This is a genomic window from Labrys sp. KB_33_2, from assembly GCF_052114505.1.
Taxonomy (GTDB): domain Bacteria; phylum Pseudomonadota; class Alphaproteobacteria; order Rhizobiales; family Labraceae; genus Labrys.
In genome coordinates, this window is record NZ_JBFREW010000001.1 from 21062 (window position 1) to 45879 (window position 24818).

23 protein-coding genes and 1 pseudogene are annotated in these 24818 nt (G+C 63.5%); 13 read left to right on the plus strand and 11 right to left on the minus strand.

Annotated features, from left to right (window positions below):
* Positions 1–173: 173 nt before the first annotated feature.
* The 8 genes and pseudogenes from AB4037_RS00095 to AB4037_RS00130 all read left to right on the plus strand — a co-directional run bounded on the left by AB4037_RS00095 (position 174) and on the right by AB4037_RS00130 (position 9266).
* The gene (locus tag AB4037_RS00095) at positions 174–647 is read left to right on the plus strand and encodes a cyclic nucleotide-binding domain-containing protein (protein ID WP_434958101.1); all 474 of its coding nucleotides are present in this window, start codon (positions 174–176) and stop codon (positions 645–647) included.
* A 248-nt stretch (positions 648–895) separates the two neighbouring features.
* A complete protein-coding gene (locus AB4037_RS00100; RefSeq protein ID WP_441770130.1) occupies positions 896–1243 on the plus strand; it encodes a hypothetical protein in 348 nt (115 codons plus the stop codon).
* A gap of 809 nt (positions 1244–2052) precedes the next feature.
* The gene (locus tag AB4037_RS00105; protein ID WP_441770521.1) at positions 2053–5562 is read left to right on the plus strand and encodes a helicase-related protein; all 3510 of its coding nucleotides are present in this window, start codon (positions 2053–2055) and stop codon (positions 5560–5562) included.
* Positions 5563–5607: 45 nt separating this feature from the next.
* Positions 5608–5925, plus strand: a complete 318-nt coding sequence (locus AB4037_RS00110) for an RNA-binding S4 domain-containing protein (RefSeq protein WP_434958099.1) — start codon at positions 5608–5610, stop codon at positions 5923–5925.
* Between the two features lie 163 nt (positions 5926–6088).
* Positions 6089–6535, plus strand: a complete 447-nt coding sequence (locus tag AB4037_RS00115; RefSeq protein ID WP_434958098.1) for an RrF2 family transcriptional regulator — start codon at positions 6089–6091, stop codon at positions 6533–6535.
* Between the two features lie 82 nt (positions 6536–6617).
* Positions 6618–7568, plus strand: a complete 951-nt coding sequence (locus AB4037_RS00120; RefSeq protein ID WP_434958097.1) for an aldo/keto reductase — start codon at positions 6618–6620, stop codon at positions 7566–7568.
* Between the two features lie 85 nt (positions 7569–7653).
* Positions 7654–7983 (plus strand): annotated as a pseudogene (locus tag AB4037_RS00125) (YciI family protein); the annotation flags it as partial.
* 44 nt (positions 7984–8027) lie between these two features.
* Positions 8028–9266 (plus strand): RNA polymerase sigma factor, encoded by a 1239-nt coding sequence (locus AB4037_RS00130; RefSeq protein WP_441770131.1) that lies wholly within the window; start codon positions 8028–8030, stop codon positions 9264–9266.
* An 18-nt stretch (positions 9267–9284) separates the two neighbouring features.
* Here AB4037_RS00130 and AB4037_RS00135 read toward each other — a convergent pair whose 3' ends face one another.
* The 8 genes from AB4037_RS00135 to AB4037_RS00170 form a co-directional block, all read right to left on the minus strand.
* Positions 9285–10022: a hypothetical protein gene (locus AB4037_RS00135; protein WP_441770132.1), complete on the minus strand. Its 738-nt coding sequence runs from the start codon at positions 10020–10022 to the stop codon at positions 9285–9287.
* Positions 10023–10162: 140 nt separating this feature from the next.
* Positions 10163–10864 (minus strand): phosphate regulon transcriptional regulator PhoB, encoded by a 702-nt coding sequence (gene phoB / locus AB4037_RS00140; RefSeq protein WP_149253701.1) that lies wholly within the window; start codon positions 10862–10864, stop codon positions 10163–10165.
* A gap of 13 nt (positions 10865–10877) precedes the next feature.
* Positions 10878–11597 carry a phosphate signaling complex protein PhoU gene (gene phoU, locus AB4037_RS00145; protein WP_434958093.1) on the minus strand — a complete coding sequence of 240 codons (720 nt, stop codon included), beginning with the start codon at positions 11595–11597 and terminating at the stop codon, positions 10878–10880.
* A 35-nt stretch (positions 11598–11632) separates the two neighbouring features.
* Positions 11633–12460, minus strand: coding sequence for a phosphate ABC transporter ATP-binding protein PstB (gene pstB / locus AB4037_RS00150; protein ID WP_441770133.1), 828 nt, complete (start codon positions 12458–12460; stop codon positions 11633–11635).
* Positions 12457–13299, minus strand: a complete 843-nt coding sequence (gene pstA, locus AB4037_RS00155; protein ID WP_441770134.1) for a phosphate ABC transporter permease PstA — start codon at positions 13297–13299, stop codon at positions 12457–12459. The genes pstB and pstA overlap by 4 nt, the downstream gene beginning before the upstream one ends.
* Before the next feature lie 11 nt (positions 13300–13310).
* Positions 13311–14315, minus strand: coding sequence for a phosphate ABC transporter permease subunit PstC (gene pstC / locus AB4037_RS00160; RefSeq protein WP_434958090.1), 1005 nt, complete (start codon positions 14313–14315; stop codon positions 13311–13313).
* Between the two features lie 172 nt (positions 14316–14487).
* Positions 14488–15534 (minus strand): phosphate ABC transporter substrate-binding protein PstS, encoded by a 1047-nt coding sequence (pstS, locus tag AB4037_RS00165; RefSeq protein WP_434958089.1) that lies wholly within the window; start codon positions 15532–15534, stop codon positions 14488–14490.
* Between the two features lie 243 nt (positions 15535–15777).
* On the minus strand, positions 15778–17097 hold the full coding sequence (locus AB4037_RS00170) for an ATP-binding protein (protein WP_441770135.1): 1320 nt from the start codon (positions 17095–17097) through the stop codon (positions 15778–15780).
* A gap of 200 nt (positions 17098–17297) precedes the next feature.
* Here AB4037_RS00170 and ppk2 point away from each other — a divergent pair, with 200 nt between their 5' ends.
* From ppk2 to AB4037_RS00185, 3 genes are all read left to right on the plus strand, one after another.
* On the plus strand, positions 17298–18191 hold the full coding sequence (gene ppk2, locus AB4037_RS00175; protein ID WP_434958087.1) for a polyphosphate kinase 2: 894 nt from the start codon (positions 17298–17300) through the stop codon (positions 18189–18191).
* A 233-nt stretch (positions 18192–18424) separates the two neighbouring features.
* Entirely contained in the window at positions 18425–18667 is a 243-nt protein-coding gene (locus AB4037_RS00180; protein ID WP_441770136.1) for a DUF2934 domain-containing protein, read from the plus strand.
* 169 nt (positions 18668–18836) lie between these two features.
* A complete protein-coding gene (locus AB4037_RS00185) occupies positions 18837–19754 on the plus strand; it encodes a cation diffusion facilitator family transporter (RefSeq protein ID WP_441770137.1) in 918 nt (305 codons plus the stop codon).
* A gap of 21 nt (positions 19755–19775) precedes the next feature.
* Here AB4037_RS00185 and AB4037_RS00190 read toward each other — a convergent pair whose 3' ends face one another.
* Positions 19776–20567 (minus strand): NAD(P)H-dependent oxidoreductase, encoded by a 792-nt coding sequence (locus AB4037_RS00190; RefSeq protein WP_434958084.1) that lies wholly within the window; start codon positions 20565–20567, stop codon positions 19776–19778.
* Between the two features lie 93 nt (positions 20568–20660).
* On the opposite strand from AB4037_RS00190, the gene AB4037_RS00195 reads away from it, so the two are divergent.
* Together AB4037_RS00195 and AB4037_RS00200 are read left to right on the plus strand one after the other, a co-directional pair.
* Positions 20661–21587, plus strand: a complete 927-nt coding sequence (locus AB4037_RS00195; RefSeq protein WP_434958083.1) for a LysR family transcriptional regulator — start codon at positions 20661–20663, stop codon at positions 21585–21587.
* A 359-nt stretch (positions 21588–21946) separates the two neighbouring features.
* Positions 21947–23263, plus strand: coding sequence for a class I SAM-dependent methyltransferase (locus AB4037_RS00200; protein WP_441770138.1), 1317 nt, complete (start codon positions 21947–21949; stop codon positions 23261–23263).
* A 174-nt stretch (positions 23264–23437) separates the two neighbouring features.
* Here the strand turns inward: AB4037_RS00200 and truB are convergent, their stop codons facing one another.
* Together truB and rbfA are read right to left on the minus strand one after the other, a co-directional pair.
* The gene (gene truB, locus AB4037_RS00205; RefSeq protein ID WP_434958081.1) at positions 23438–24358 is read right to left on the minus strand and encodes a tRNA pseudouridine(55) synthase TruB; all 921 of its coding nucleotides are present in this window, start codon (positions 24356–24358) and stop codon (positions 23438–23440) included.
* Positions 24355–24780 (minus strand): 30S ribosome-binding factor RbfA, encoded by a 426-nt coding sequence (rbfA, locus tag AB4037_RS00210; RefSeq protein WP_434958080.1) that lies wholly within the window; start codon positions 24778–24780, stop codon positions 24355–24357. Before rbfA ends, truB begins: the two co-directional genes overlap by 4 nt.
* Between the last annotated feature and the right edge of the window lie 38 nt (positions 24781–24818).

Consider the following 24818-nt stretch of genomic DNA (forward strand, 5'->3'; position numbering starts at 1 on the left):
ACGCCCCTGCGGGGTGAGGTCAAGACTGGCCATCTGCAGCGTCGCTTCGCTTGCCAAGACGAAAGTCTTGGCAGCGCTCGCTCCTCCCATCTAGCCAGTCTTGACCTCATCAAAACCCTATCCATGGTCCATAACAGCCTCTAGGGCCTCTCTTCTCGAACCCAGGGCCGCAGATGGCGCTCGAAGACGATATGGTATTGCTGGAAAGAGTGGCGCTGTTCCGCGCCATGGACCGCGATGCCTTGCGCCTGCTCGCCTTCTCGTCCGAAACCAGGCGGCTGCGCGCCGGCGACACGCTGTTCCGCAAGGACGACATTTCCGAATATGGCTTCGTCGTCGTCTCGGGTGCGATCACCCTGATCGACGATGATGTCGCCAGCGCCATCGTCGGACCTGGTACCCTGATCGGCGAAATGGCCCTGCTGTCGGAAACGCGCCGCCCCACCACCGCCATCGCCCGCGAGGCCAGCGTGGTGCTGCGCGTGTCGCGTCAGATGTTCCGGCGTACGCTGGAGGAATATCCGGCGACGGCGGCCCGCATCGCCGACGAGCTTCGTCACCGCGTGCAGGAAATGTCGACCGAACTGGCCGGCGTGAAGGAACGCCTGCGCCGCATCGGCTCCGATCCGAACGGCCACGAAGGCTGATTCGCTCGCCTTTCGTTCAGGCGCTGTTCGTTTTCTTAAGACGTTGTCTCTCATCGAGCCCAGTTGTTCCGCTTTGGAACAGAGGTCTGTGCCGTTCAGATACGGTTCAGCTCACCCTTGCTAATTTTCGTCATCACAAGTGTCTGAAGCAAAGTGTGTTTTGAAAAAACGCGTCTTTGCTTGAGCTTCCTTTGTCGATGCGTCTTTGTGGTTCTGCTGAAGCGCAAAACGTTCAAGGAGAGTGCGGGATGAGAACACCCATTGGGTTGATCTTCGCGGCTTGCTTTGCCGCGATCGGCTTCTTCGCTACGGTCCAGACTTCGTCAGCCATGCCTGTTGCGCCGGCCGGCCAGACCAACGCCGGCGGTCTGGCGCAGGATATTCGCTGGGGTTGCCCGCGGGGCTGGGCTCCCAATCGCTGGGGACGCTGCGTGCGTCATCGCCCCTATTGGCGACCCCGCCATTATTATCGCCCCTATTACCGTCCCTATTACAGGCGCCATTATTATCGGCCCCATTACCGCCACTACTATCGCCCCCGCTACTACCACCATCGCGGCTGGGGCGGGGGACATCGCCGCTGGCATCGCTGGTAGCAGCCACTTCGTCGCCCAGGGGTGACATGATTTGGGCGACATGATTTGCGGGCCGGTCCCAGGACCGGCCCGTTCTGCTGTCGAACCAAGTCGGTGATTCGGGCGCCCTTTGTTCCAGGCGCGTACCAAGCCTTAAGCCGCACCCTGAAAAGCCGGCCAGGGTGGTCCATTCCGGGAATTAACCCTTGCCTGCCGGGAGTAGGGGCCAGCAACACTTTCCTCATGGGCGAAGAGAGATGAACAGAGGGCCGGATCGCTCGATCGGCAGGATAGTCGGTGATTCGCTCTCGCTTCGTTCAGACGCCGTTCCAAGCGTTAATGGCCTGTCGGAAGGCCCCGAAAGCCCGTTCCAGAATGGGAAACGAGCCGGCGTGTCGCTGCTGTCGGGAGCGGATGCGGTGTTAACCCTGTTCAGGCAAGGGGCTCCCGTCGCGCCAACCTTCCTGACATCAGCCGAACAGAGCAGGAATTCAGCCGGGGCAGCGATTCGGGCGCTTTTCGTTCCAATCCCGTTCGGGGGGTTAAATTTCGGCCGCCCGCGCCCATATTTGCGTTTCATGGCGAGACAGAATGGCGTGTGTCTGGTACCAGAATGCAGGAAATGCCCGCAAAGGTCGTATTTCCTTGACGTCGCGGGGCAATGGGTGTCCGGCAAATCCTGAATCGGGGGCTTCGGCTTCCCCAAAAGCGATTTGACGAAATCGCGCCGAATCGCAAAGACGCATCGAAACAAGGAATTAGAGCCAGGAAGCGTTATCGCCAAAACGCGCTTTGCTCTGTGAAATGACACCCGAAAGACCGCCGACTTGATGCTGCCTCCCATCCTGCCCCCATCCGTGCGCGCACGCGGCGTTACAGCGGTGCTGGGGCCGACCAATACCGGCAAGACCTATCTGGCCATCGAGCGCCTGCTTGGCCATGGCGCTGGCATTATCGGCCTGCCGCTGCGCCTCTTGGCGCGCGAGGTCTACAACAAGCTGGTGGAGCGGGTCGGAGCCGAGTTCGTGGCGCTGGTCACCGGCGAGGAAAAGATCAAGCCCGACAAGGCCCGCTACTGGGTGGCGACGGCGGAAGCCATGCCGCGCGATCTGGAAGTGCCGTTCGTGGCGCTCGACGAGATCCAGATCGCCGCCGATCTCGAACGCGGGCATGTCTTCACCGACAGGCTGCTCAACCGCCGCGGCACGCATGAGACGCTGCTGCTCGGCTCGGCGACGATGAGGCCGATCATCGAGAGATTGATTCCGGGCGTCAACGTCGTCACTCGGCCGCGCCTGTCCCATCTCCTGTTCGCCGGCGACCGCAAGCTGACGCGTCTGCCACGGCGAACCGCCATTGTCGCCTTCTCGGCCGACGAGGTCTATGCCATCGCCGAACTGATCCGCCGCCAGCGCGGCGGCGCCGCCGTGGTGCTGGGAGCGCTGTCGCCGCGCACCCGCAATGCGCAGGTGGCGATGTATCAAAATGGCGATGTCGATTTCCTGGTGGCCACCGATGCCATCGGCATGGGGCTCAATCTCGATGTCGACCATGTCGCCTTTGCCGGTGACCGCAAATTCGACGGCTATCAGTTCCGCCGCCTGACGCCTGCCGAGTTCGGGCAGATCGCCGGCCGTGCCGGGCGCCATGTTCGCGACGGCACCTTCGGCTCGACCGGACGCTGCGATCCTTTCGAGCCCGAACTCGTGGAGGCCATCGAAGGCCACAGCTTCGACAGCGTGAAAGTGCTGCAGTGGCGCAATCCGGCCTTGAATTTCACCTCGGTGGAGGCGCTCCAGGCCTCGCTGTCGGCCACGCCGGAGGAGCAGGGCCTGACCCGGGCTCCCGACGCCGACGACATCCGGGCCCTCTCCATCCTCGCCCGCGATGAGGAGGTGAGGCGCCTCGCCAAGGGAGGGCAGGCCGTGGCGCGCCTGTGGGAAGTGGCCGGGCTGCCGGACTATCGCAAGATTTCCCCTCATTCTCACGCCGACATCATCACGAATCTCTATGGATTTTTGATGCGTGAGGGTAAGGTCCCCGACGACTGGTTCGCCCGTCAGGTCGCCATGTCGGATCGGACCGACGGCGATATCGATACGCTCTCAACGCGTATCGCCCATATCCGAACCTGGACTTTTGCGGCAAATCGGCTTGACTGGCTGAAAGACCCCGCTCATTGGCAAGGTGTCACACGCAGTGTGGAGGACAAGCTCTCCGACGCATTGCATGAACGGCTTGCCCAACGCTTTGTCGACCGTCGCACCAGCGTGCTGATGCGGCGCCTTAGAGAAAACGCTATGCTTGAGACTGAAATTACCAAGACCGGCGATGTGATTGTCGAAGGGCAGCATGTCGGAACGCTGCAGGGTTTCCAGTTTGCACCCGATCCGAGTGCCGGTGACGGTGAGAGCGGCCGTGCCTTGCGAGCCGCGGCAGCCAAGGCTCTGGCTGGCGAGATCGAGACGCGCAGCCAGAAATTCGCGCAGGCGCCCGATACCGAATTCGCCCTGGCGGCGGATGGCACCGTGCGCTGGATCGGCGAGCCCGTAGCCAAGCTCCTCGGTGGGGAAAGGCCGCTCGCCCCGCGCATCCGCCTGCTGGCGGACGAGCAATTGACGGGCCCCGCGCGCGATTCCGTGCAGACGCGGCTCGACATCTGGATCGGCAACCATATTACCCGCCTGCTCGGGCCGCTGCTGCTGCTGGACAAGGCCGAAGATCTGCAGGGGCTGGCCAAGGGAATCGCCTTCCAGCTCGTCGAAGCGCTGGGCGTGCTCGACCGCTCCAAAGTGGCCGAGGACCTCAAGCAGCTCGACCAGAACCAGCGTGCTTCGCTGCGCAAGCATGGCGTGCGCTTCGGCGCCTATCACATCTATCTGCCGATGCTGATGAAACCGGCGCCCCGCGCGCTCGCGGCGCAGCTCTGGGCTCTCACCCATGGTGGCCTCGACCAGAAGGGGCTCGACGAGATCCCGCATCTGGCGGCATCCGGCCGGACCTCGATGCCGGCCGACAAGAGCATCGACAAGGGACTTTATCGCCTTGTCGGCTATCGCGTCTGCGGTGAGCGGGCGGTGCGCGTCGACATTCTCGAACGCCTTGCCGATCTCATTCGCCCGGCGATTGCCTATCGTCCAGGCACCACGGTAGGCCAGCCCCCGGCCGGCGCTGCCGATGGCGACAGCTTCATTGCGACCGTGCAGATGACCTCGCTGGTCGGCTGCTCGGGCGAAGACTTCGCCTCGATCCTGCGGGGCCTGGGCTATCGCTCCGAAAAGCGCAAGGGGCCGGCGATCACCCACGAGATCAGGCTGCCTGCGCCGACCGAGCCTGCAGCCCCCGTCGAGGCTGCCGCCTCTGACGCGGCGAATGGGGCGGAGGCGGCCGAATCAAGCCAGGAGGCCACGCCGAGCCCGGCCGAGATCGATGCCATGGAGGCGATCGGCTCGCCGCCACATGAGCGCAGCTTCGAGGAAGTCGCCGAGGTTGCCGGGGAGACGGCGGACGAAACGCCGGTCGAGGTGATGGCCAGCATCGAGGCGCCAGCGGAGGAAGCCCAGGCGGAGGACATTCAGGCTGAGGAGACTCAGGCCGAGGAAGTCCAAGTCGAAGAAGCTCAAGTCGAAGAAGCTCAAGTCGAGGCAACTCAAGTCGACGAAGCGCCGGCAGACGAAGCTGTGGCTCCGGAGACGCCCGCGGAAGCGAGCGAAAGCGCCGAGATTGCCACCGGTGAAGCTGCAGCCACCGTCGAAGCCTCCTCCGAGGCACCTGCCTCCGAGACGCCTACCGTCGCGGCAGGCGTGGAGGAAGTGCCGGAGATCGAGGTCTGGCGTCCGGCGCGCTTCGAGCGTCATCAGCGCCCGCATCATCAAGGCCGCCCCCAGCACGGCAACCGCCAGCCGGGCGGGGAGCGCAAGCCGGAGGCCGGCGGCGGCTTCCGCCGCGGCCGCCCCGCGCCCGTGGACGGAGCGGCGCCGGCCGCGCCGGCTGAGGGGGCGGAGGCCCGGCAAGGCGAACGGCCAAATCGCTTCGAACGGCCGCGTCGCGATGATCGCGGCAATGGCCGGCCGCGCGAAGAAAACCGGCCCGGAGATCGCAAGCCGGCCGGAGAAGGAGGGCGCCGCCAGGGCGATGCCCGTCCCGATCGTGGCCCTCGTCCCGATCGCGGCCCGCGTCCCGATCGCCAGGATCGGGGTGGTGAGCGTCCGCGCAACTGGTCGAGCGACTCCAAGCCGCAGGGACGCGAGTCCAATCGCGCCCCGGATCCGAACTCGCCCTTCGCCAAGCTCCTTGCCTTGAAGGAGCAGATGCAGGGCGGCAAGTCGGACAAGAGCTGATCCCAAGAATCGGATTCAAGGAACCGGATTCGAGGAACCTGACCTATGGACCAGGCCGGCAGCCAGGATCGTCTTCGGATCGATAAATGGCTCTGGCATGCGCGTGTCGTGAAGACACGCTCTCTGGCAGCAAAATTGGTGGCGGACGGTCATGTCCGCCTCAACGGCACCCGAATTGATACGCCTGCCAAGGCGGTCAAGCCCGAGGATGTTCTGACCATCGCGCTGGAGCGTACCGTCAGGGTCTATCGCATTCTCGCGCTCGGTGAGCGCCGGGGGCCTGCCAGTGAGGCCCAGGGGCTATACGAGGATCTCTCTCCCGAACCGCCGGGCAGGCCCAAGACCTTGCCTGAGATGAGCTGAGATCCTTCTTTGCGATCACGGGCGTCCTCGCCTGCATCTTTCTTTCCACATGCGCCTTGGTTTCGAGCCCCTCCTTCGTTGGGGTAGACCTTCCGATTCGATCGATAATCCCTATATTCGTGATAGACAGGATAGACTTCTGTCACGCGGAGCAATCAGGGCGATGCTGACGAACAAGGGCAAATATGGTCTCAAGGCGCTGGCGCATCTGGCCGGCCTGCCGGCCGGCGAGACGGCGCAAAGCCAGGAAATCGCCGAGGCAAACCGCATTCCCAAGAAGTTTCTCGATGCGATCCTGGGTGAGTTGCGCGTGGCCGGCATCGTGCGCTCCAAGAAAGGCAAGGGCGGTGGCTATATGCTGGCCCGCGAGGCCAGCCAGATCAGCGTCGGCAATGCCATCCGGGTCCTCGACGGTCCGCTCGCGCCGATCGCCTGCGCCAGCCACACCGCTTATCAGCCTTGCCTCGACTGCCCGGATGTTCCAGGTTGCACCGTACGCCTTTTGATGCGGCGTGTGCGGGACCTTTCTTCCGACCTGCTCGACAACATGTCGGTGGAAGAGATGCGTCGGGCAGGTGGCGGGGAACAGGAACTGACCTATTCGATTTGAGTTCCCTGCGGCCCTGGAGGCCGAGCCGGCACGCTTTCGTGCCGGTCAGGTCCATATTTTGTCATGATCATGGAGAGCATTTATGGAAAAACGTGCGATTGGGCGGTCTGATCTTTCGGTTGCTCCGTTGGGCCTGGGCGGCAATGTCTTCGGCTGGAGCGCGGATGAGAAAGCCTCCTTCGCTGTCCTCGATGCTTTCGTTGGGGGCGGCTTCAACCTGATCGACACGGCGGATGTCTATTCGGCCTGGGTTCCCGGCAATCAGGGCGGTGAGTCTGAAGCCATCATCGGCAAATGGATGAAGGCCCGCGGCAATCGCGCCGACATCGTGCTCACCACCAAGGTCGGCTCGGAAATGGGGCCCGGCAAGAAGGGCCTGTCGCGCGACTATATCCTCAAGGCGGCCGAGGATTCCCTGCGGCGCCTGCAAACCGATTACATCGACCTCTACCTCTCCCATTGGGAGGATCCGGAGGTGGATCTGGAAGAAACGCTCTCCGCCTATGACGAGTTGATCAAGGCCGGCAAGGTGCGCGTGATCGGCAATTCCAATCATAGCGCCAACACGATGTTCAAGGCGCTGGCTATCAGCACCAAGGAGATGTGGCCGCGTTTCGAGAATCTGCAGACGCACTACAATCTCTATGACCGCGCCGGCTATGAGAACGAGCTCGAGGCGTTCTGTCTCAAGAACGAGATCGGCGTGACCAGCTATTTCTCGCTGGCGAGGGGGTTCCTCTCCGGCAAATATCGCAGCGAGGCCGATTTCGCCAAGAGCAACGCGCGTGGCGGCGAGATGGCCAATTATCTCAACGAGCGGGGCCTGCGCATCCTGGCCGCTCTCGATGCGGTAGCCGAGGCCAAGAGCGCCACACCGGCCCAGGTCGCCATCGCCTGGCTTATCGCAAGGCCCGGCATCGTCGCTCCGATCGCCAGCGCCACCAGCGTCGAGCAACTTGGGGACCTGATCAAGGCGACCGAACTCAATCTGGGTTCGGGCGAGATCGAGCAACTCACCAAGGCGAGCGCATAATTTTCGTCCTGCTGTCGAAAGCGAACGGGATGGCGCGTCATTGTCATGCCGGCGCATCATGCGCCGGCGGAGACAGGAGAGACCCATGCAGTTCGCGATTCTGATCTACAGCAACGAGGAAGCCATGCTGAAGGTGGACCCCGCCAATAAGCAGGCTGTGCTGGCCGCCTATCAGGCCTATACGGAGGCCCTCAGATCGGCCGGTGCTCTCGGCCCGTGGAGCCGTCTGCGCCCCACGTCTGCGGCGACGACCGTGCGCCTCGCCGACGGCAAGACCCAGGTGCTCAACGGCCCCTTCGCCGACACCAGGGAACAACTCGGCGGTTTCTACATCATCGATGTGCCGGACCTGGATGCCGCGATCGGCTGGGCTGCGCGTTGCCCGAGTGCAGCCATCGGTACCATCGAGGTCCGGCCGGTGTGGGACCCAAGGATTATTGAACCAAGCGAGCCGATCCGGTGCCTTCCGCCCCCGCCGTCGAACTTGCCGAAATCGTCGCGCGACGCAGCTATGGCAGGCTCGTCGCCCTTCTCGCGGCACGTTCGGGCGACATTGCGGGGGCGGAGGACGCCCTGGCCGACGCCTTTGCGGCGGCTTTGGAACATTGGCCGGCGGGCAGTGTGCCCGCCAATCCCGAAGCCTGGCTCCTGACCGCGGCCCGGCGCCGGCAGATCGACGCGGCCCGCCGCGCCAAGCTGCGCGGCGAAAAGGCGGACGAGGTCATCCGCCATGTCGAGGCCCTCGCCTCCGAGCAGGCCGAACAGCCTGTCATTCCCGATGAGCGCCTGCGCCTGATGTTCGCTTGTGCTCATCCCTCGCTCGATGCCGCCGTGCGCGCGCCCTTGATCCTGCAGACGATATTGGGGTTCGACGCCGGCGCGATCGCCAGCGCCTTCCTGGTTTCACCTGCGGCGATGAGCCAGAGATTGGTGCGGGCCAAGCTCAAGATCAAGCAGGCCGCCATCCCCTTCCGGATCCCGGAACCCGACGAGTTGCCCGGTCGTCTCGAAGCGGTACTGGAGGCCGTCTATGCCGTCTATGCCGAGGGCTGGGCCGATCCCGAAGGGGCGCAGGCCCGCGAGCGCAATCTGTCGGTGGAAGGCATCTGGCTCGGCCGGTTGCTGGTCTCGCTCCTGCCCGGCGAGCCGGAAGTGCTCGGCCTGCTGGCCCTGATGCTGCATGCCGAGGCGAGGCGGGCTGCACGCCGTAGCCCGGTCGGCGACTATATCCCGTTGGAACAGCAGGATACCACGCTTTGGGATGCCGCCCTGATCGAGGAGGCTGAGGCTTTGCTCGCCAGGGCCGGGCAGGCGCGACAGATCGGTCGCTATCAGCTCGAAGCCGCGCTGCAATCGGCCCATGCCAATAGGCGCATCTGCGCGACGACGGACTGGGCCGCGATCGTCACGCTGTATGAGGCCTTGGTACTACTGACCGCGTCCCCCGTCGCTGCCATCAACAGAGCCGTGGCGCTCGCCCGTCTTGCGGGACCGCAAGCCGGATTGGCCGGGCTCGACGAGGTCGCCAGCGACAGGCGGATCGCCGATTACCAGCCTTATTGGGCTGCACGCGCGGACTTGCTGGCCCGCGCCGCAAGGCAGGAGGAGGCCCGCAACGCCTATTCGCGGGCGATCGGGCTGGAGAGTGATCCCGTCATCCGCCGTTATCTGCAAGGGCGCCTGGCGGCTCTGGGCTGATATCGGCGCCTGCAGAAGCTATTGGGGATAGCGGCCATTGAAGGGCGGGGCCTCGATCCACCATTGCGGTGTATAGGCGCGCTTGATCGGGCAACGGATCAATGTGTCTTCATCGAGCCACAGCTGCCGCTCGGGGGCGGGGGTCATCACGATGGTTTCCGCCGTGCCGGAGCGGCCGCTTCGCAGGGCCTGGTCCTGCGCCGGCGAGCTGCCGCATCGAAGCTGCAGCGTCGCCTGGAACTTGGCGCTGGAAGGCTCCTCGCCATCGGCCTCGATGACCGCGCAATATTTGCCGTAGAGCTGGATGGCAGGACCGGCTGCCCGTAGAAGCTGCACGGAAACCCGGTTGCCTGGCGTCGCCCCCTGCTTGTCGCAGCCATCGTCCTGCAAGGCATAGATGCCGTCGGCATAGTTGCCCGCCCTCTGGGCATAGGACGTGCGCGTGGCGGGCGCGCGTCCGGCCTGCCTGACGGACAAGACGGTCCTGATCTGCCTGCTGCCATCGGGTGCGACCTCCACCATGGCCTCGACCTCGCATCGCGAGCCTTCCTTGCAGATACCGGCGACTTGCTCCTGCATGTCGCTGTCGGCTGCGATGAAGCAATCCTTGCCGATATAGGAGCCCGCCAAGCCGGAGCCGGTACCGAACTCGCCCGAACACAAGGTTTTCTTGAGCTTGGCCGCTGCGGCATCGCTGGGAAGCAGCGCCAACGAACTGGCAGTCAAAAGCGACGCGACGAGCAAGGAACGGATCATGGCAACCCCGGCATTTTCTTTGGCAAGTCGTCTTATCGCAAGCCTCTGAAATCGCCTAGATCGGGCGAGTACCGGGTACGTGATGCGACAAGGCCGGCGGCGAGCCGCCGGCCTTGTTGTCGGGCGATGAAATATCCGTCCTAGGCCTGCTTGGCGAAGGTCTCGTCGAAGGAATAGCCGGCGCCGCGAACCGTGCGGATCGGGTCGATCTCGCGCGTGCGGTTCATCGCCTTGCGCAGTCGCCCGACATGCACGTCGACCGTGCGCTCGTCGATATAGACGTCGCGGCCCCAGACGCTGTCGAGCAATTGCTCGCGTGCGAATACGCGTCCCGGCGCCTGCATCAGGAATTCGAGCAGGCGGAATTCGGTCGGGCCGAGGCGGATCTCGCGATTGCCGCGATGAACGCGCTTGGTCTCGCGGTCGAGGGAAATGTCACCGGCCTTGAGCAGGGAGGCGACGTGATCGGGCTTGGCCCGACGCAGCAGAGCGCGGACGCGGGCCGAGAGTTCCGGCACGGAGAAGGGCTTGACGACATAATCGTCGGCGCCGGTGGCCAGACCCCGCACACGCTCGGTTTCCTCGCCACGCGCCGTGAGCATGATCACGGGCAGGCGCTCGGTTTCCGGCCGCATGCGGATGCGCCGGCACAATTCGATACCCGACAACCCCGGCAGCATCCAGTCCAGCAATACCAGATCCGGCACGCTTTCGCGCAGGCGGATCTCGGCATCGTCACCGCGCGCCACACTGTCAACCTCATAGCCTTCGGCTTCGAGATTGTAGCGCAGCAGCAGGGTCAATGCTTCTTCGTCCTCGACGATCAGAACCTTGGGAGGCATGGCCTATCCCTTGTTACTTAGCCGGCACAGGAAGGTCGACGAGATCGGTGCTGTTGTCCGCCTTGGGCCGCTCGCCGGCCGGCGATTCACCGGTCACCAGGTAATGCACCGTCTCGGCGATGTTGGTGGCATGGTCGCCGATGCGCTCGATGTTCTTGGCGCAGAACAGCAGATGGGTGCAGAAGCCGATATTGCGCGGATCTTCCATCATGTAGGTCAGCAATTCGCGGAACAGCGAGGTGTACATCGCATCGATCTCGCCGTCCGAACTCCAGACCGAGAGCGCTTCTTCAACATTGCGCTGGGCGAAGGCGTCGAGGACCTGCTTGAGCTGCTCGAGCACCAGGTCAGCCATATGGTCGAAACCGCCGAAGAGCTGGGCCGGCTGCGCATGGCTGTGGATGGCGACCACGCGCTTGGCGACGTTCTTGCCGAGGTCGCCGATGCGTTCGAGATCGTTGGCCACCCGCAGGGCCGAGACGATTTCGCGCAGGTCGAGTGCCAGTGGCTGGCGCTTGGCGATGACCAGGATAGCCCGGTCCTCGACCTGGCGCTGGAGCTTGTCGATCGCCAGATCGAGCTCGATCACGGCCTTGGCGCGCTGGGTGTCGCGCTTGAGCAGGGCTTCGACGCTGTCGGCTACGCTCTTCTCTGCATAGCCACCCATTTCGGCGATCATGTTGCGCAATTCGCGCAATTCCTGATCGAAGGATGTAACGATGTGGTCGGACATGCCGCCTCCAAATGAATTCGACGCTGGCCGAGGGATCAGCCGAAGCGGCCGGTGATGTAATCCTGCGTACGGCTGTCGTTCGGGGTGGTGAACATCTTGTTGGTCTGGCCGACCTCGATGAGGTCACCCAGATAGAAGAAGGCCGTCACATCCGCGCAACGCGCCGCCTGCTGCATATTGTGCGTGACGATGACGATGGTGAAGTCCCGCTTCAATTCGTCGATCAGTTCCTCGATCTTGGCGGTCGAGATCGGATCGAGCGCGGAGGTCGGCTCGTCCAGCAGCACGACTTCGGGCTTCACCGCGATGGTGCGGGCGATGCACAGGCGCTGCTGCTGGCCACCGGACATGCCGAGCGCAGAGGCGTGCAGGCGGTCCTTGACCTCGTTCCACAGGGCGGCCTTGGTCAGGCACCATTCGACGCGCTGATCCATTTCCGCCTTGGAGATCGACTCATGCAGGCGCACGCCGAAGGCGATGTTGTCATAGATCGACATCGGGAAGGGCGTGGGCTTCTGGAACACCATGCCGATGCGGGCGCGCAGCACTGCAGGATCGATCTCCTTGCCGATGACGTTCTGACCATCGAGCAGCACGCGGCCCTTGGCAGTCTGGCCCGGATAGAGGTCGTACATGCGGTTGAGCACGCGCAGCAGGGTGGACTTGCCGCAGCCGGAAGGGCCGATCATGGCCGTGACCTGCCGGTCGATCATGTCGAGATTGATGCCCTTGAGCGCATGCTTCTCGCCATAGAAGAAGTCGAGATTCTCGACCTTGAGCTTCACGGCGGCGGCTGGATTGGCGATGGGGCGTTCGGCAACCGCGATGGAGGCTTGTGGAGTAGCGGACATGGGATCACTCATTTCTTGGGAGCGAGCACGAAGCGGGTCAGAATATTGAGCGCCAACACGCCGGCGGTGATGAGGAGGGCGCCGCTCCAGGCCACCGAGACGGCCTTGGGGTCGGGATAAGGCGCGAGCTGGTAGATGGCGGCCGGCAAGCTGGCAAAGGCATTGCCGAGGTTGAGCGACCAGTTGGAATTGCCGAAGGCTGTCAGCAGCAGGGGTGCGGTCTCGCCGGCGGCGCGGGCCAGGGCCAGCAGGATGCCGGTGACGATACCGGTGCGGGCCGAGCGCCAGGTCACGGAGGTGATGACCTTCCACATCGGCGACCCCAGCGCGAAGGCGGCTTCGCGCAGGCTGATCGGCACCAGGGCCAGCATGTCCTCGGTGGTGCGCACGACCACCGGCAGGATGATGATGGCGAGGGCGACCACGCCGGCCCAGCCGGAGAAGCCGCCCGTCGTCACCACGATCATCTGGTAGACGAACAGGCCGATCAGGATGGACGGCGCCGAAAGCAGGATGTCGTTGATGAAGCGCACCGCGTCGGCGAACTTGCTGCCGCGCCCCGCCTCGGCGAGGAAGGTGCCAGCCATGATGCCGATCGGCGCGCCGATGAGGAGGGCGAGCAAGACCATGGCGAAAGAGCCGACGATGGCATTGCGCAGGCCGCCATCAGCCATGTCCTTGGTGAAGAGGTCCAAGGTCAGCGAGGGCAGGCCCTCGCGCAGCAGGGTGTACAGGATCCAGGTGAGCGCCAGAAGGGAGATCGCGGCAAAGCCGATGGAGACGACTTTGTAGGCGTAGTCGAGGGCACGACGGCGGGCGAGGCGGGCGTTGCCGTGGGCGAGATGGGCCATGATGCTCTCCCTTACTTGGCGTTGCTGCGCACGAGCATGCGGGAGATCGCAAGCACGATGAAGGAAATCACGAAGAGCACGAAACCGAGCTCCAGCAGCGACTGGCTGCGCAGCGAGCCGGCAGGCGCGTCGGGAAATTCGTTGGCGATGGTGGAGGCGATGGTCGCCCCCGAGGAGAACAGCGATGCCGATATGCGGTTGGCGTTGCCGATGACGAAGGTCACGGCCATGGTCTCGCCGAGGGCACGGCCGAAGCCGAGCATCACGGCACCGACGAGCGCGGTCCGGCCATAGGGCACCGAGACGTTGCGGAAGACCTCATAGGTGGTGGCGCCGACGCCATAGGCCGATTCCTTCAGCATGGCGGGCACGGCTTCGAGGATCTCGACGAACATCGCGGTGATGAAGGGAATGATCATCAGCGCCAGGATGATGCCGGCGGTCAGCATGCCGGCGCCGTTGGTGGGGCCCTTGAACAGATAGCCGAGCACCGGCACATGCGAGAGGACGGAGATGATCGGCGGATAGATCGTCTGGGCCAGGATCGGCGCCACGATCAGAGAGCCCCACATGCCGAAGATGATCGAGGGCACGGCCGCCAGGAGCTGGATGGCAATACCGATCGGCCGCCGCACGCTCTGCGGCGCGATCTCGGTCAGGAAGAAGGCGATGCCGAAGGACATCGGCAGGGCGATGATCAGCGCCAGCAGGCCGGTGAACAGCGTGCCGTAGATCATCACCCCGGCGCCGAATTTCTCGGTGACGGGGTTCCAGGCGGTTGACCAGTAGAAGCTCGGCCCGAAATGGGCCAGCGCCGGCCAGCCGCCATAGAACAGCAGCACGACGATCGAGCAGAGCAGGATAAGCACGAGAGAGCCGCAACCATAGAGGGCGGCCTTGAAGATGGGATCCAGGTTGGCGCCAGGAACCGTCTTGGCGCCGGGCGAGGGAGAACCCTGCGCGACCTTTGCAGCCGAGTTGGATGCGTCCAGCGAGGAGTCGGCTATGGCGCTCATGGCGATATTCCGGCCTGTGTTTCGACGGGAGCAAACCGCGTTTAGACGAAAACGCTGGTTTGCTCCGATTCTTTGGTTCGACGCGTCTTTGTGCTTCCTGGCGATTCCGCCAAATCGCAAAACGCTTTTGGGAAGACGACCCGGCGCAAGGTTGCGCCGGGTCGCGTTCAACTTATTCGTAGACAGCCTTGCCGTCGGCAGCCTTCACTTCGCTCTTCCAGGCCGTGCGAACGGTGTCGATGACGTCCTTGGGCAGCGGGATGTAGTGGAGCTTTTCGGCGGTGGCGGAGCCATCCTTGTAGGCCCAGTCGAAGAACTTCAGGACTTCGGCGGACTGCTTGGCGTCCTTGGGATCCTTCGGCAACAGGATGAAGGTGGTGGAGACGATCGGCCAGGAGGTCTCTCCACCGACATCGATCATGGAGACGGCGAAGTCCTTGGCACCCTTCCAGTCGGCCTTGGAGGCGGCGGCCTGGAACGCCGGAACGGTCGGCTTGATGACCTTGCCGTCCTTGTTCTGGAGCTGCGTGGTGGTCAGCTTGTTGTTGGCGGCATAGACATATTCGACATAGCCGATGGCGCCCTGGGTGTTCTTCACCGCACCAGCGACGCCGTCATTGCCCTTGGCGCCCGAGCCGGCCGACCACTGCACCGAGGTGGCGGCGCCGATGCCGCTCTTCCAGTCGGGGCTCACGGCAGAAAGGTAGGACGTGAACACATAGGTCGTGCCCGAGCCGTCGGCGCGGTAGACCGGGGCGATGTCGAGATCGGGGAGTTTCACATCCTTGTTGAGCTCGGCGATCTTCGGATCGTTCCACTTGGTGATCTTGCCCTGGTAGATGTCGGCAATGATCGGGCCGGTCAGCGTGAGCTGGTCGGTGGAAACACCTTCGATGTTCACGATCGGAACGATGGCGCCGATCACGGTCGGGAACTGCAGCAGCTTGGCGGCAGCCAGCTTGTCGGTGGCCATCGGGGCGTCGGAAGCGCCGAAATCGACGGTGCGGTTGGTGATCTGGGTCTGGCCGCCGCCCGAACCGATCGCCTGATAGTTCAGCGCGGTGCCGGTCTTGGCTTTGAAATCGCTGCCCCAGGCATTGTAGACGGGGGCGGGGAAGGTGCCGCCGGCGCCGGTGATGTCGGCGGCATAGGCAGCAGTGGCAGCGATCGTGCTCGACAGGGCTACTGAAGCGGCGAGCGCAAGAAAGGAAAGCTTCACGGTCTATCTCCGTTGTTCTCTGGACAGGGCACGGCGACCGTTCACCGGTCGGCAATCCTGTCTACGTCGCGACTCCTAAAAGCCGGCAGCAACGGTTCTATGACAGTTCGACTATCGTTTTATGACATTTATAATTGTTATATTTCAATATGATAGGGGAAATGTTGCGATGTGGCCAAAAAGGACGCGACGCAATTGTAAAAAGTCCCGGAAACACCGGCGGCATCATATAGACGCGTCTTCTCAGCCGATCTGATCGATCCGGACCGAGAAAGTGCTGCCTTCCCCGGGCGCGCTTTCGATTCCGAGCCGGCCGCGATGGCGTGCCACGATGTGCTTGACGATGGCAAGGCCGAGGCCGGTGCCGCCCTTCTCGCGGGATTTGGCCGCATCCACCCGGTAGAAGCGCTCGGTCAGGCGCGGCACATGTTCGGCCTCGATGCCCGGACCGTAGTCGCGCACCGTCACCACGGCCTCGCGGCCCTTGCCCTGCGTCTTGGGCAGCGAATCGATGACAATTTCGACCTTGCCGCCGGACGCGCCATATTTGATGGCGTTCTCGACTAGATTCTCGAAGACGCGGATCAACTCGTCCCGCTCGCCGCGAACCTCCAGCGTCGGGATGCGCCTGTCGAGGCTGAGCGTGACGCCCCGGTCCTGGGCGAGGGGACCGAGCGTGTCGGCGACATGGCCGACCACGGCGCTGAGTTCGACCGGTTTGTCGGGCTGGACATGGGCATTGAGTTCGATGCGCGAGAGCGACAGGAGATCGTCGATCAGCCGGGACATGCGATTGGCCTGGGAACGCATGATGTCGAGGAATTTTTCGCGCGCGGCGACGTCGTTGCGCGCCGGGCCCTGCAGGGTTTCGACGAAGCCGAGCAGGGAAGCCAGCGGCGTGCGCAGTTCATGGCTGGCATTGGCGACGAAATCCACCCGCATCTGCTCGACGCGGTGGCGTTGGGTGACGTCGCGCAGCACGATCACCACGAAGGCGGTGCGCCCGCTCTCGCCCGCAATGGTGGAGATCTGCGCCTCGACGACACGATCGATCGGCACGCGCTCGGAATATTCGATCTGCCGGCTGGCCCCGGTGTCGAGGGCCGAGCGGATGGCATCGACCAATTCCGGCACGCGCAGCGCATAGGTCAGGGCTTCGGAAATACGCAGATTGGGGACGATGTCACGGGCGCGGCGATTGAAGTAGCGAACCGCAAGCTCCGAATCGAGCACAATCACCGGGTCCGGGATGGCCATCACCAGATCGTCGAAGGAGGGCTTGCCGCCGCTTTCGGGCAGAGGGGGCCTGATGCTGCCGTCATGTCCGCCGGTCGAGGGAAGGGTACCCGTGGCCGCGACGATCATGGCGAAGATGAGCAGACCATGCCAGGGATTGGCGCCGTCCCACAGCACCAGGGCGGTCAGCAGCAGCGCGATCGAGAGCACCAGCCAGCGGCGGCCCCAGATGCGGTTCAGGATGTTTCGGTTCGAGCCCACCGGACCAGCTACACCGCTCCAGGCCAATTTCGTCAAGAGCCAGGAGCGTTCCATCACCATCGACATTGCGGCTTTCCATCCAAGGCGTTTTGCGAATTGACGGACTCATCTCGAATCGCAAAGACGCGTCCAACCAGAGAGCCAGAGCAAAAGGGTGTTTCTACTAGAACGCGCTTTGCTCTGGGCATTGTGGAAATCGTTCATGCTGGCAATGTAGACAGAGCGATGACAGTTTCACGACGATCGTGCGGATTTGGAGAGGTTCCATGACAAAGAAGGCGGGCAAGCAGGCGGACGAAGCGCTCATGAAGGCGATCGCCGGGTTTCGTCTCGATGATCTCGACCTGCCCCCGGAGATCGACGACGCGGCCTTCCGTTCGGGCAATTACCCGCATAAGGAAAAGCTGAAATCCAAGACCTATGAGCGGGACCTGCGCGCGCTGCAGATCGAGCTCCTCAAGGCGCAGACCTGGGCGAAGGCGCAGGGCGAGCGCGTGGTCGTGATCTTCGAGGGGCGCGACGCCGCAGGCAAGGGCGGCGCCATCCACCGCTTCACCCAGCATCTGAGCCCGCGCGATGCCCGCGTGGTCGCGCTGTCGAAACCGACGCCCACCGAGCAGGGGCAATGGTATTTCCAGCGCTATGTCAGCCAATTGCCGACCAAGGGCGAGATCGCGATCTTCGACCGCTCCTGGTACAATCGCGGTGGGGTCGAGCCGGTGATGGGGTTCTGCACACCGGAGCAGACCGACAAGTTCCTGCACGAGGCGCCCCAATTCGAGGCGATGCTGGTGCGCGACGGCATCCGCCTGTTCAAGCTCTTCCTGACCATCGGCCAGGCCATGCAGCTCAAGCGCCTGCATGCGCGCTATGCGGACCCCCTCAAGCAGTGGAAGCTCTCGCCGATCGATCATCAGGCGGTAGGCAAATGGGAAGCCTATTCGCAGGCCTATGACCGCATGCTGGAAGCGACCGACACGGTCGACACCCCCTGGACCATCGTCAAGGCCAATGACAAGCTGCGCACGCGCCTTGCCGCAATCCGCAGCGTGCTGGCGGGCCTGCCCTATCCCGACAAGGACGAGAAGCTGGTGGGCGCGCAGGACTCGAAGATCGTGCTGAGCGCCGAAGATTTCCTTGCCAAGGGTGGGGAGGTCTGACGCGGGATAGATCGAAACACGCTGTACCGATCTTCAGATCGGCACGCCAATTTCGTGCCAGGCCTTGGGCCCCAGAAACCTCGCTTGTCGGGAACCAGCCGGCCCGCCCTGCGTTTTCCCCGCAGCGGCCGGGCAATGCGGGGCGGGCGGATGCCGTGATATGTCTGATCGGCAATGCCCGCCACGCGCCTCTGCGTCGGCCGCTCCGTTAAACGCGACGAGGGAGCGCAGCGATGCCACATACGACCGAACAGCGCATTCGAATGAAGGCCTATGAGATCTGGCTGCGCGAAGGGTGTCCGGAAGGCAGCGATCTTCGCCACTGGGAGATGGCCAAGAAATTCATCGTCGGCGAGGAAGCAAAATCGACGCTGACCTCCCGCTTCTATGACGTGCACGAACTGAACGCGAAAGGCGAGCCCGAGCCCGAGCGGAAGGCTACTCCTGCAGCCAAGCGGAAAGCCAGCAAGCACTGAGTCGGCAAAAGCGCTGTGTGATTTGAACGGATCACGCACTTCATTCTGGACGGTTTGGCGCATATTCGCCCCACCCATCGCCTTTGTGTCTTGCTCCTCTAGCGGCTAGAGGAGTTATGTTTCCCCTGCATCGCGGCTTGCGTTGTGCGGCAATTGCAAGAGGGCATGGATGGGACACGGGCATGCGCACGGGGTGGCCTCGCGCGGGGAGACGGCAGCGGGCCGTCACAAGGGCAGTCTGCTGGCCGCCCTTGCCTTGACCTCGGCCTTCATGGCGGCGGAGGTCATCGGTGGCTTGTGGACAGGCAGCCTCGCTCTGCTGGCGGATGCCGCGCATATGCTAACGGATGCCGGAGGCCTCGCTTTGGCCTTGATCGCCATCCGTTTCGCCGAACGGCCGGCCACGCCTCAGAAGACCTATGGCTATGTCCGCATGGAGGTCCTGTCGGCGCTGACCAACGCCGTCGTGCTGCTGCTGCTCACCGTCTACATCCTCTATGAAGCCTATGAGCGCTTCCTCAATCCGCCCGAAATCCTCGGGGCCCCGATGCTGGCAGTGGCCATGGCGGGACTGGTGGTCAATCTGATCAGCATGAAGCTCCTGTCCGGGGGCTCTTCCGAGAGCATCAACGTCAAGGGGGCCTATTTCGAGGTCCTGTCCGACATGCTCGGCTCCCTCGGCGTCATCCTCGCCGCCCTCGTGGTGATGCTGACGGGCTGGACGCTGGTCGATCCCATCATCGGCGCGGGGATCGGCCTGTTCATCGTGCCGCGCACTTGGATCCTGCTGAAGCAGGCGGTGCATATTCTTATGGAAGGCACGCCACCTACCGTCGATCTCTCCCTGCTCGAGAAGAAGCTGGGCGAAATTCCCGGCGTGGTCGCCGTGCATGACCTGCATGTGTGGACGATAACCTCGGGGCTCGATGCCATGAGTGGCCATCTGGTGCTGGCCGACATGACCCAAGCGCGCGAGGTTCTGGTCGCAGCCCGCCAGCTTGTCGGCCACGAATTCGGCATCGGCCATGTCACCATTCAGATGGAGGACCGGGCCCTGCGCGAGGACGAAGGCGAAACCAGGTTGTGACGGCCATCCGGGCCGGCAGGCTCAATCGGCGGGCGCGCGCCGATGCAGCGAGAAGCCCGTTTCGCCCGACGTTTCGAGCCCGGCTCGCAGTTGCATGGTCGGGATCAGGTAGTCGCCGGCATTCTGGCGGCGATAGGGAATGGGCGACGCGGATGGCAGCGTTCGCATTCTGTCGCGCAGGCGCTCGGCCAGCGGCTCGAAACCCGCTTCCTTGAGGCCATCGGCTCGATAGGCCACGAAGGGCGGCAGTACGTCGTAGCCGGGATAATAGAGAATGCCATGATGGATCGGGAACAGCAGGTCGTCGATCGGGCCATTGATCCCGCGCGGCGTATAATGTTCTTCCCAGCCGCCGGCCGTCACGATGAGCATCGCGCGCTTGCCGGCCAGGGTTCCCTCGCCATAGCGATCCCCCCAGCGCTGGTCGCTATGTTCCCCGACGCCATAGGCGAAACCATAGGCGAAGACGCGGTCGACCCAGCCCTTGAGGATGGCCGGCATGGTGAACCACCAGAGCGGAAACTGCAGGATGAGGACATCGGCCCATAGCAGTTTCTCGATCTCGGCTTTGACGTCGTCGGTTAGCGTGCCGGCCTCGAAGGCTTTCTTGGAGGCATGCACCGGTATCAGTCTGGCTTCGGCTTCCAGTGCCGGAAAATCGGCCTGGTCGACTTCGGATTTCCATTTGTCGGCATAGAGATCGGACAGACGAACTTCGTGGCCCTGGGCCTCGAGTTCGGCGATGGCAACGTCGCGAAGCCTTGCATTGAGCGAGCGGGGTTCGGGATGCGCGAAGACGAGCAGGACTTTCATGGGTGTTTCCGGGAATGAGAAATCATTCCTCAAAGCTAGGGAAGGTCCATATAATCCGCTATACCTGGAGAATGCATAGTACTATGCCGATTTATGGATAAATCAGACGTCACTTTGGAACGCATTCGCAGCTTTGTTCGCGTCGCCGAGCGCGGAAATTTTTCTGCGGTCGCACGCGAGCTGAATATCGGCCAGTCAAGTGTCACGCGGCACCTGAGCGAGCTCGAGGATGCGCTGGGCGTGGCTCTTCTCAGCCGTACGACCCGGCGCGTCTCGCTCACCGAGGAAGGCAGCCGTTATTATGCCCATGCCGTCCAGATCCTGCGCCTCGTCGAACAGGCCGGCGACGAGGCTCGACAGGGGCAGGGAGAGCATGCCGGCACGGTCCGCCTGTCTTGCACGGCCGCCCTCGGCGTTCGGCATGTCGCCCGCCTGCTCTTCGCCTTCCAGGACCGCCATCCCGATATCAGAGTCGAATTCAGCCTCACCGACGAACGTATCGATCTCGTCCGGGAAGGCGTCGACCTGTCACTGCGGCTCGGGCCGCTCGACGAGAGCTCCATGAAGAGGCGGTCGCTGGGCCGCAGCCGTCGGGTTCTCGTGGCAGCTCCTGACTTTCTGGCCCGGTATGGGCGGCCACGGACACCGGAAGACCTGGCCGGGCTTGAGGGCATACGCATGTCGAACATCGCGGGCAGCGAGATGCTCGTTCTCGAGGGGCCGGACGGAAGCCGCCATGCCGTGCCCTTTGGCGGACGCCTGCAGGTCGATCACGGACTTGCGGCGCGCGAAGCTTTCGCGGCCGGCCGTGGTTTCGGCCCGACCCATGTCTGGCTGGTCGATGATCTCCTCGAGCAAGGTCGGCTGGAGCCGATCCTGCCCGATTATGTGCCGGTGCCCACGCCTTTGAACATGCTGATCGTGCCCGAGCGTGCCGGCATTGCGCGCGTCAGACTGCTGATCGAGTTTCTCGCAAGTGCGATCGCCCAGTTGCCAGGCCTCGATGCGAAGTCGATCTGAGGGCCGGTGCTGAAGATGCGCTTGGGCAGCAATTCGCCGCGCGCGCGTTCGGCGAGCGCTCCCGGCGCGCCGCCTAACATCACCACTGCCGCGCCTTCGAAGACCGGTGCGTCGCGGCCACGCAGGACGGCAAGGCCTCGAAGGCGTAGATATCACGCCAAGCGCCGTAGCCTCATATCGTCCTTGTCCGTTGCGGCCGCGACATGATGCACCCATGGGTTGCAGGTAATATTAAACCTGTCAAAAAGGTGACGGAGAGACGTCTGCCCGAGCCGGTCGATTCGGGAAGCGTCGCTGCATTGCCTTCACGTCGGGTGGGGCGAGTGCAGGCAAGCCTCCCAACCCATGAAGCGGCGCCCATGAATCTCGAAGAAAAGCGTCTTGCAGTTACGCGTAAGCTCGTCGGGGAGGTCGCCGACAAGCTTGGGGCGGATCTCAGTCTCGAATTGTGGAACGGCGAAGTTCTGCCGCTCGGGCCTCATGCCAGAGACGACATCCGCTTTGTGCTGCGCTCCCCCGAAGCGATACGCAGGATGTTGACGCGCCCGAGGCTGATGACGTTGTTCGAGCTATACGCTGAACAGGAAGTCGATATTGTCGGTGGAAGTCCTCTGCAGGCGGCAGACCGCTGGAATCACAGCAAGGCACTCGCCACAGGTCGGTCATTTCCCAAAATGAAGCTGTTGGGGTTTGCCACGCCATTCCTCTTTGGCCGGATGGCCAAGGCAGCCCCGCTGCCCAGCTTTGATGGCTCGATCCCGATGCGCTATGCCAAGGGGCGGGACGACAAGGAGCTGATCCAGTTCCATTACGACGTCTCGAACGAGTTCTATCAATTGTTCCTGGATCCGGAGATGGTCTATTCGGCGGCTTATTTCCCGAGTCCGGAATCCTCGCTTGAAGATGCCCAGCAGACCAAGCTCGACCGCATCTGCCAGAAGCTTCAGTTGAAACCCGGTGACCGATTGCTCGACATCGGTTGCGGCTGGGGCGGGCTGGTCTGCCACGCTGCCCGGCATTACGGCGTCACGGCCTATGGCGTGACCCTGGCGCAGCGCCAGCTGGAATTCTGCCGCGCGAAAATCGAACGGGAGGGGCTGGGAGACCAGGTCGAGGTGGAATTGCGCGATTATCGCACCATCGAGCCATCGGGGCAGTTCGATGCGGTCGCGCAGATCGAGATGTTCGAGCATGTGGGGCTGAAGAATCACGACCGCCACTTCATCCACATGCGTGAACTGATGACGCCCGACGGCCGCTATCTCCACCAGGCCAGTGTTCGGCGTGCCTTGTTCGACATGTCCAAGTTCGGCCGGGAAACGGCCTATATGAGAGTCATCCGTCGCTATATTTTCCCGGGGGGCGAGATGGATCATATCGGCATGACCGCGACCAATCTGGAGCGGCATGGCTTCGAGATCCATGATATCGAGCCGATGCGCATGCATTTTCACCTGACCCTCAAGCACTGGGTCGACAATCTCTGGGCGAACCGGGAGAAGGCCAGCGCCATGGTCGGCTGGGAACGCACGAGGCTATGGCTGCTCTACCTGTCGATGTGCTGCATCAGCTTCCAGCGTGGCGGCATCAACGTGTTCCAGACCGTGGCGACCCGGCGCATCCACGGGCCGTCGATCTTGCCCTTGCGAAGAGCGGAGTGGTTTCAGGAAGCCTGAAATCCCTCTGTCTATCGCAAATGAGCCGACCCCCTGCTGCCGGGACGGCGAGGTCACCGGCCCGCAAGACGCAACAGCACCGGACTCGATTCAGGAATCAGGTCCGATGCTGCAAGGAGCTGTTGCCGCTTCGTTTTGGCAAAAACCGGTGTCCGCCTTTTGGCACGACGCTCTCTATAGTCTGAAGATGCGCTTGGGCAGCAATTCGCCGCGCTCGAGTTCGGCGAGCGCCACCAGCGTTCCGCCGGACATCACTGCCGCCACGCCTTCGAAGACCGGCGCGTCGCGGCCTCGCAGGATCACGCCCTGGCCGCGGGCAAGGCGGCTGGCGTCGTGCTGGGAAACCATCAGGGTCGGCAGGGCCTCGAGAGCGGTTTCCACCGGCAGCAGGGCTTCCGCCAGCGGGGGCAGGTCCGGCGTGCCTTCCTTCATGGCGCGCAGTTCGTCGGGCGTGACCGCATCCTGCTCGTCGAAGGTACCGACCATGGCCCGGCGCAAAGCGGTGACATGCCCGTAGCAGCCGAGGTCGCGGCCGAGGTCGCGCGCCAGGGCCCTGACATAGGTGCCCTTGCCGCATTCGGCCTCGAAAGTGGTGGTCTCGCCGGTAAATTCGACGATGCGCAGGGCATGAACCTCGATATTGCGGGCCTCGAGCTCAACCTCCTCGCCGTCGCGCGCAAGGTCGTAGGCGCGCTCGCCATCCACCTTGATGGCGGAAAAACGCGGGGGGACCTGGCTGATCACGCCGGTGTAGCGGGGCAGCAAGGCTTCGATCTCTGCTTTTTCAGGCCTGAGGTCGGAGGTCGCCACCGGGCCGCCTTCGGTGTCGTCGGTGTTGGTCTCCACTCCCCAGGTGACGGTGAAGCGATAGACCTTGCGGCCGTCCATGACATAGGGGACCGTCTTGGTGGCTTCACCGAGGGCGATGGGCAGGATACCGGAGGCCAGGGGATCGAGCGTGCCGGCATGGCCCGCCTTCTTGGCGTTGAACACGCGCTTGACCACGGCGACGCCTTGGGTCGAGGTCATGCCGACGGGCTTGTCGAGGATGATCCAGCCATTGACCTCGACACGGGTTGAACGGGGCGCGTTCATGCCTCGTCCTCCTCCTGGCCGGGCAGCCTTTGCTCGAGATCGCGGCTGACTTGCGGCTGGCGCAGAAGGGTGTCGACCTTGGAGGCGTAATCGAAGGTCGTATCGATCAGGAAGCGGAAATTGGGCGCGTATTTCATGGTCACCCGCCGGGCGATCAGGCCGCGCAGATATTTGGCATGGGACGCGAGGGCCTTGATCACCGCCTCGCCATCCCCGCCGCCCAGCGGCATCACATAGACGGTGGCGACCTTGAGATCGGGTGACATCCTGACCTCAGGCACGGTGATGACCTTGCCTTCGAGCACGGGATCCACGATCTCGCCGCGCTGTAGGATCTCGGCGAGGGCGTGGCGGATCAACTCGGCGACGCGCAACTGCCGCTGCGTGGGGGCCTTGGAGGAGGAGGGGGTAAGACGGGGCATGGCTTTCTCGGAGCGCGGACATCCTGTCCGCTCTTTCC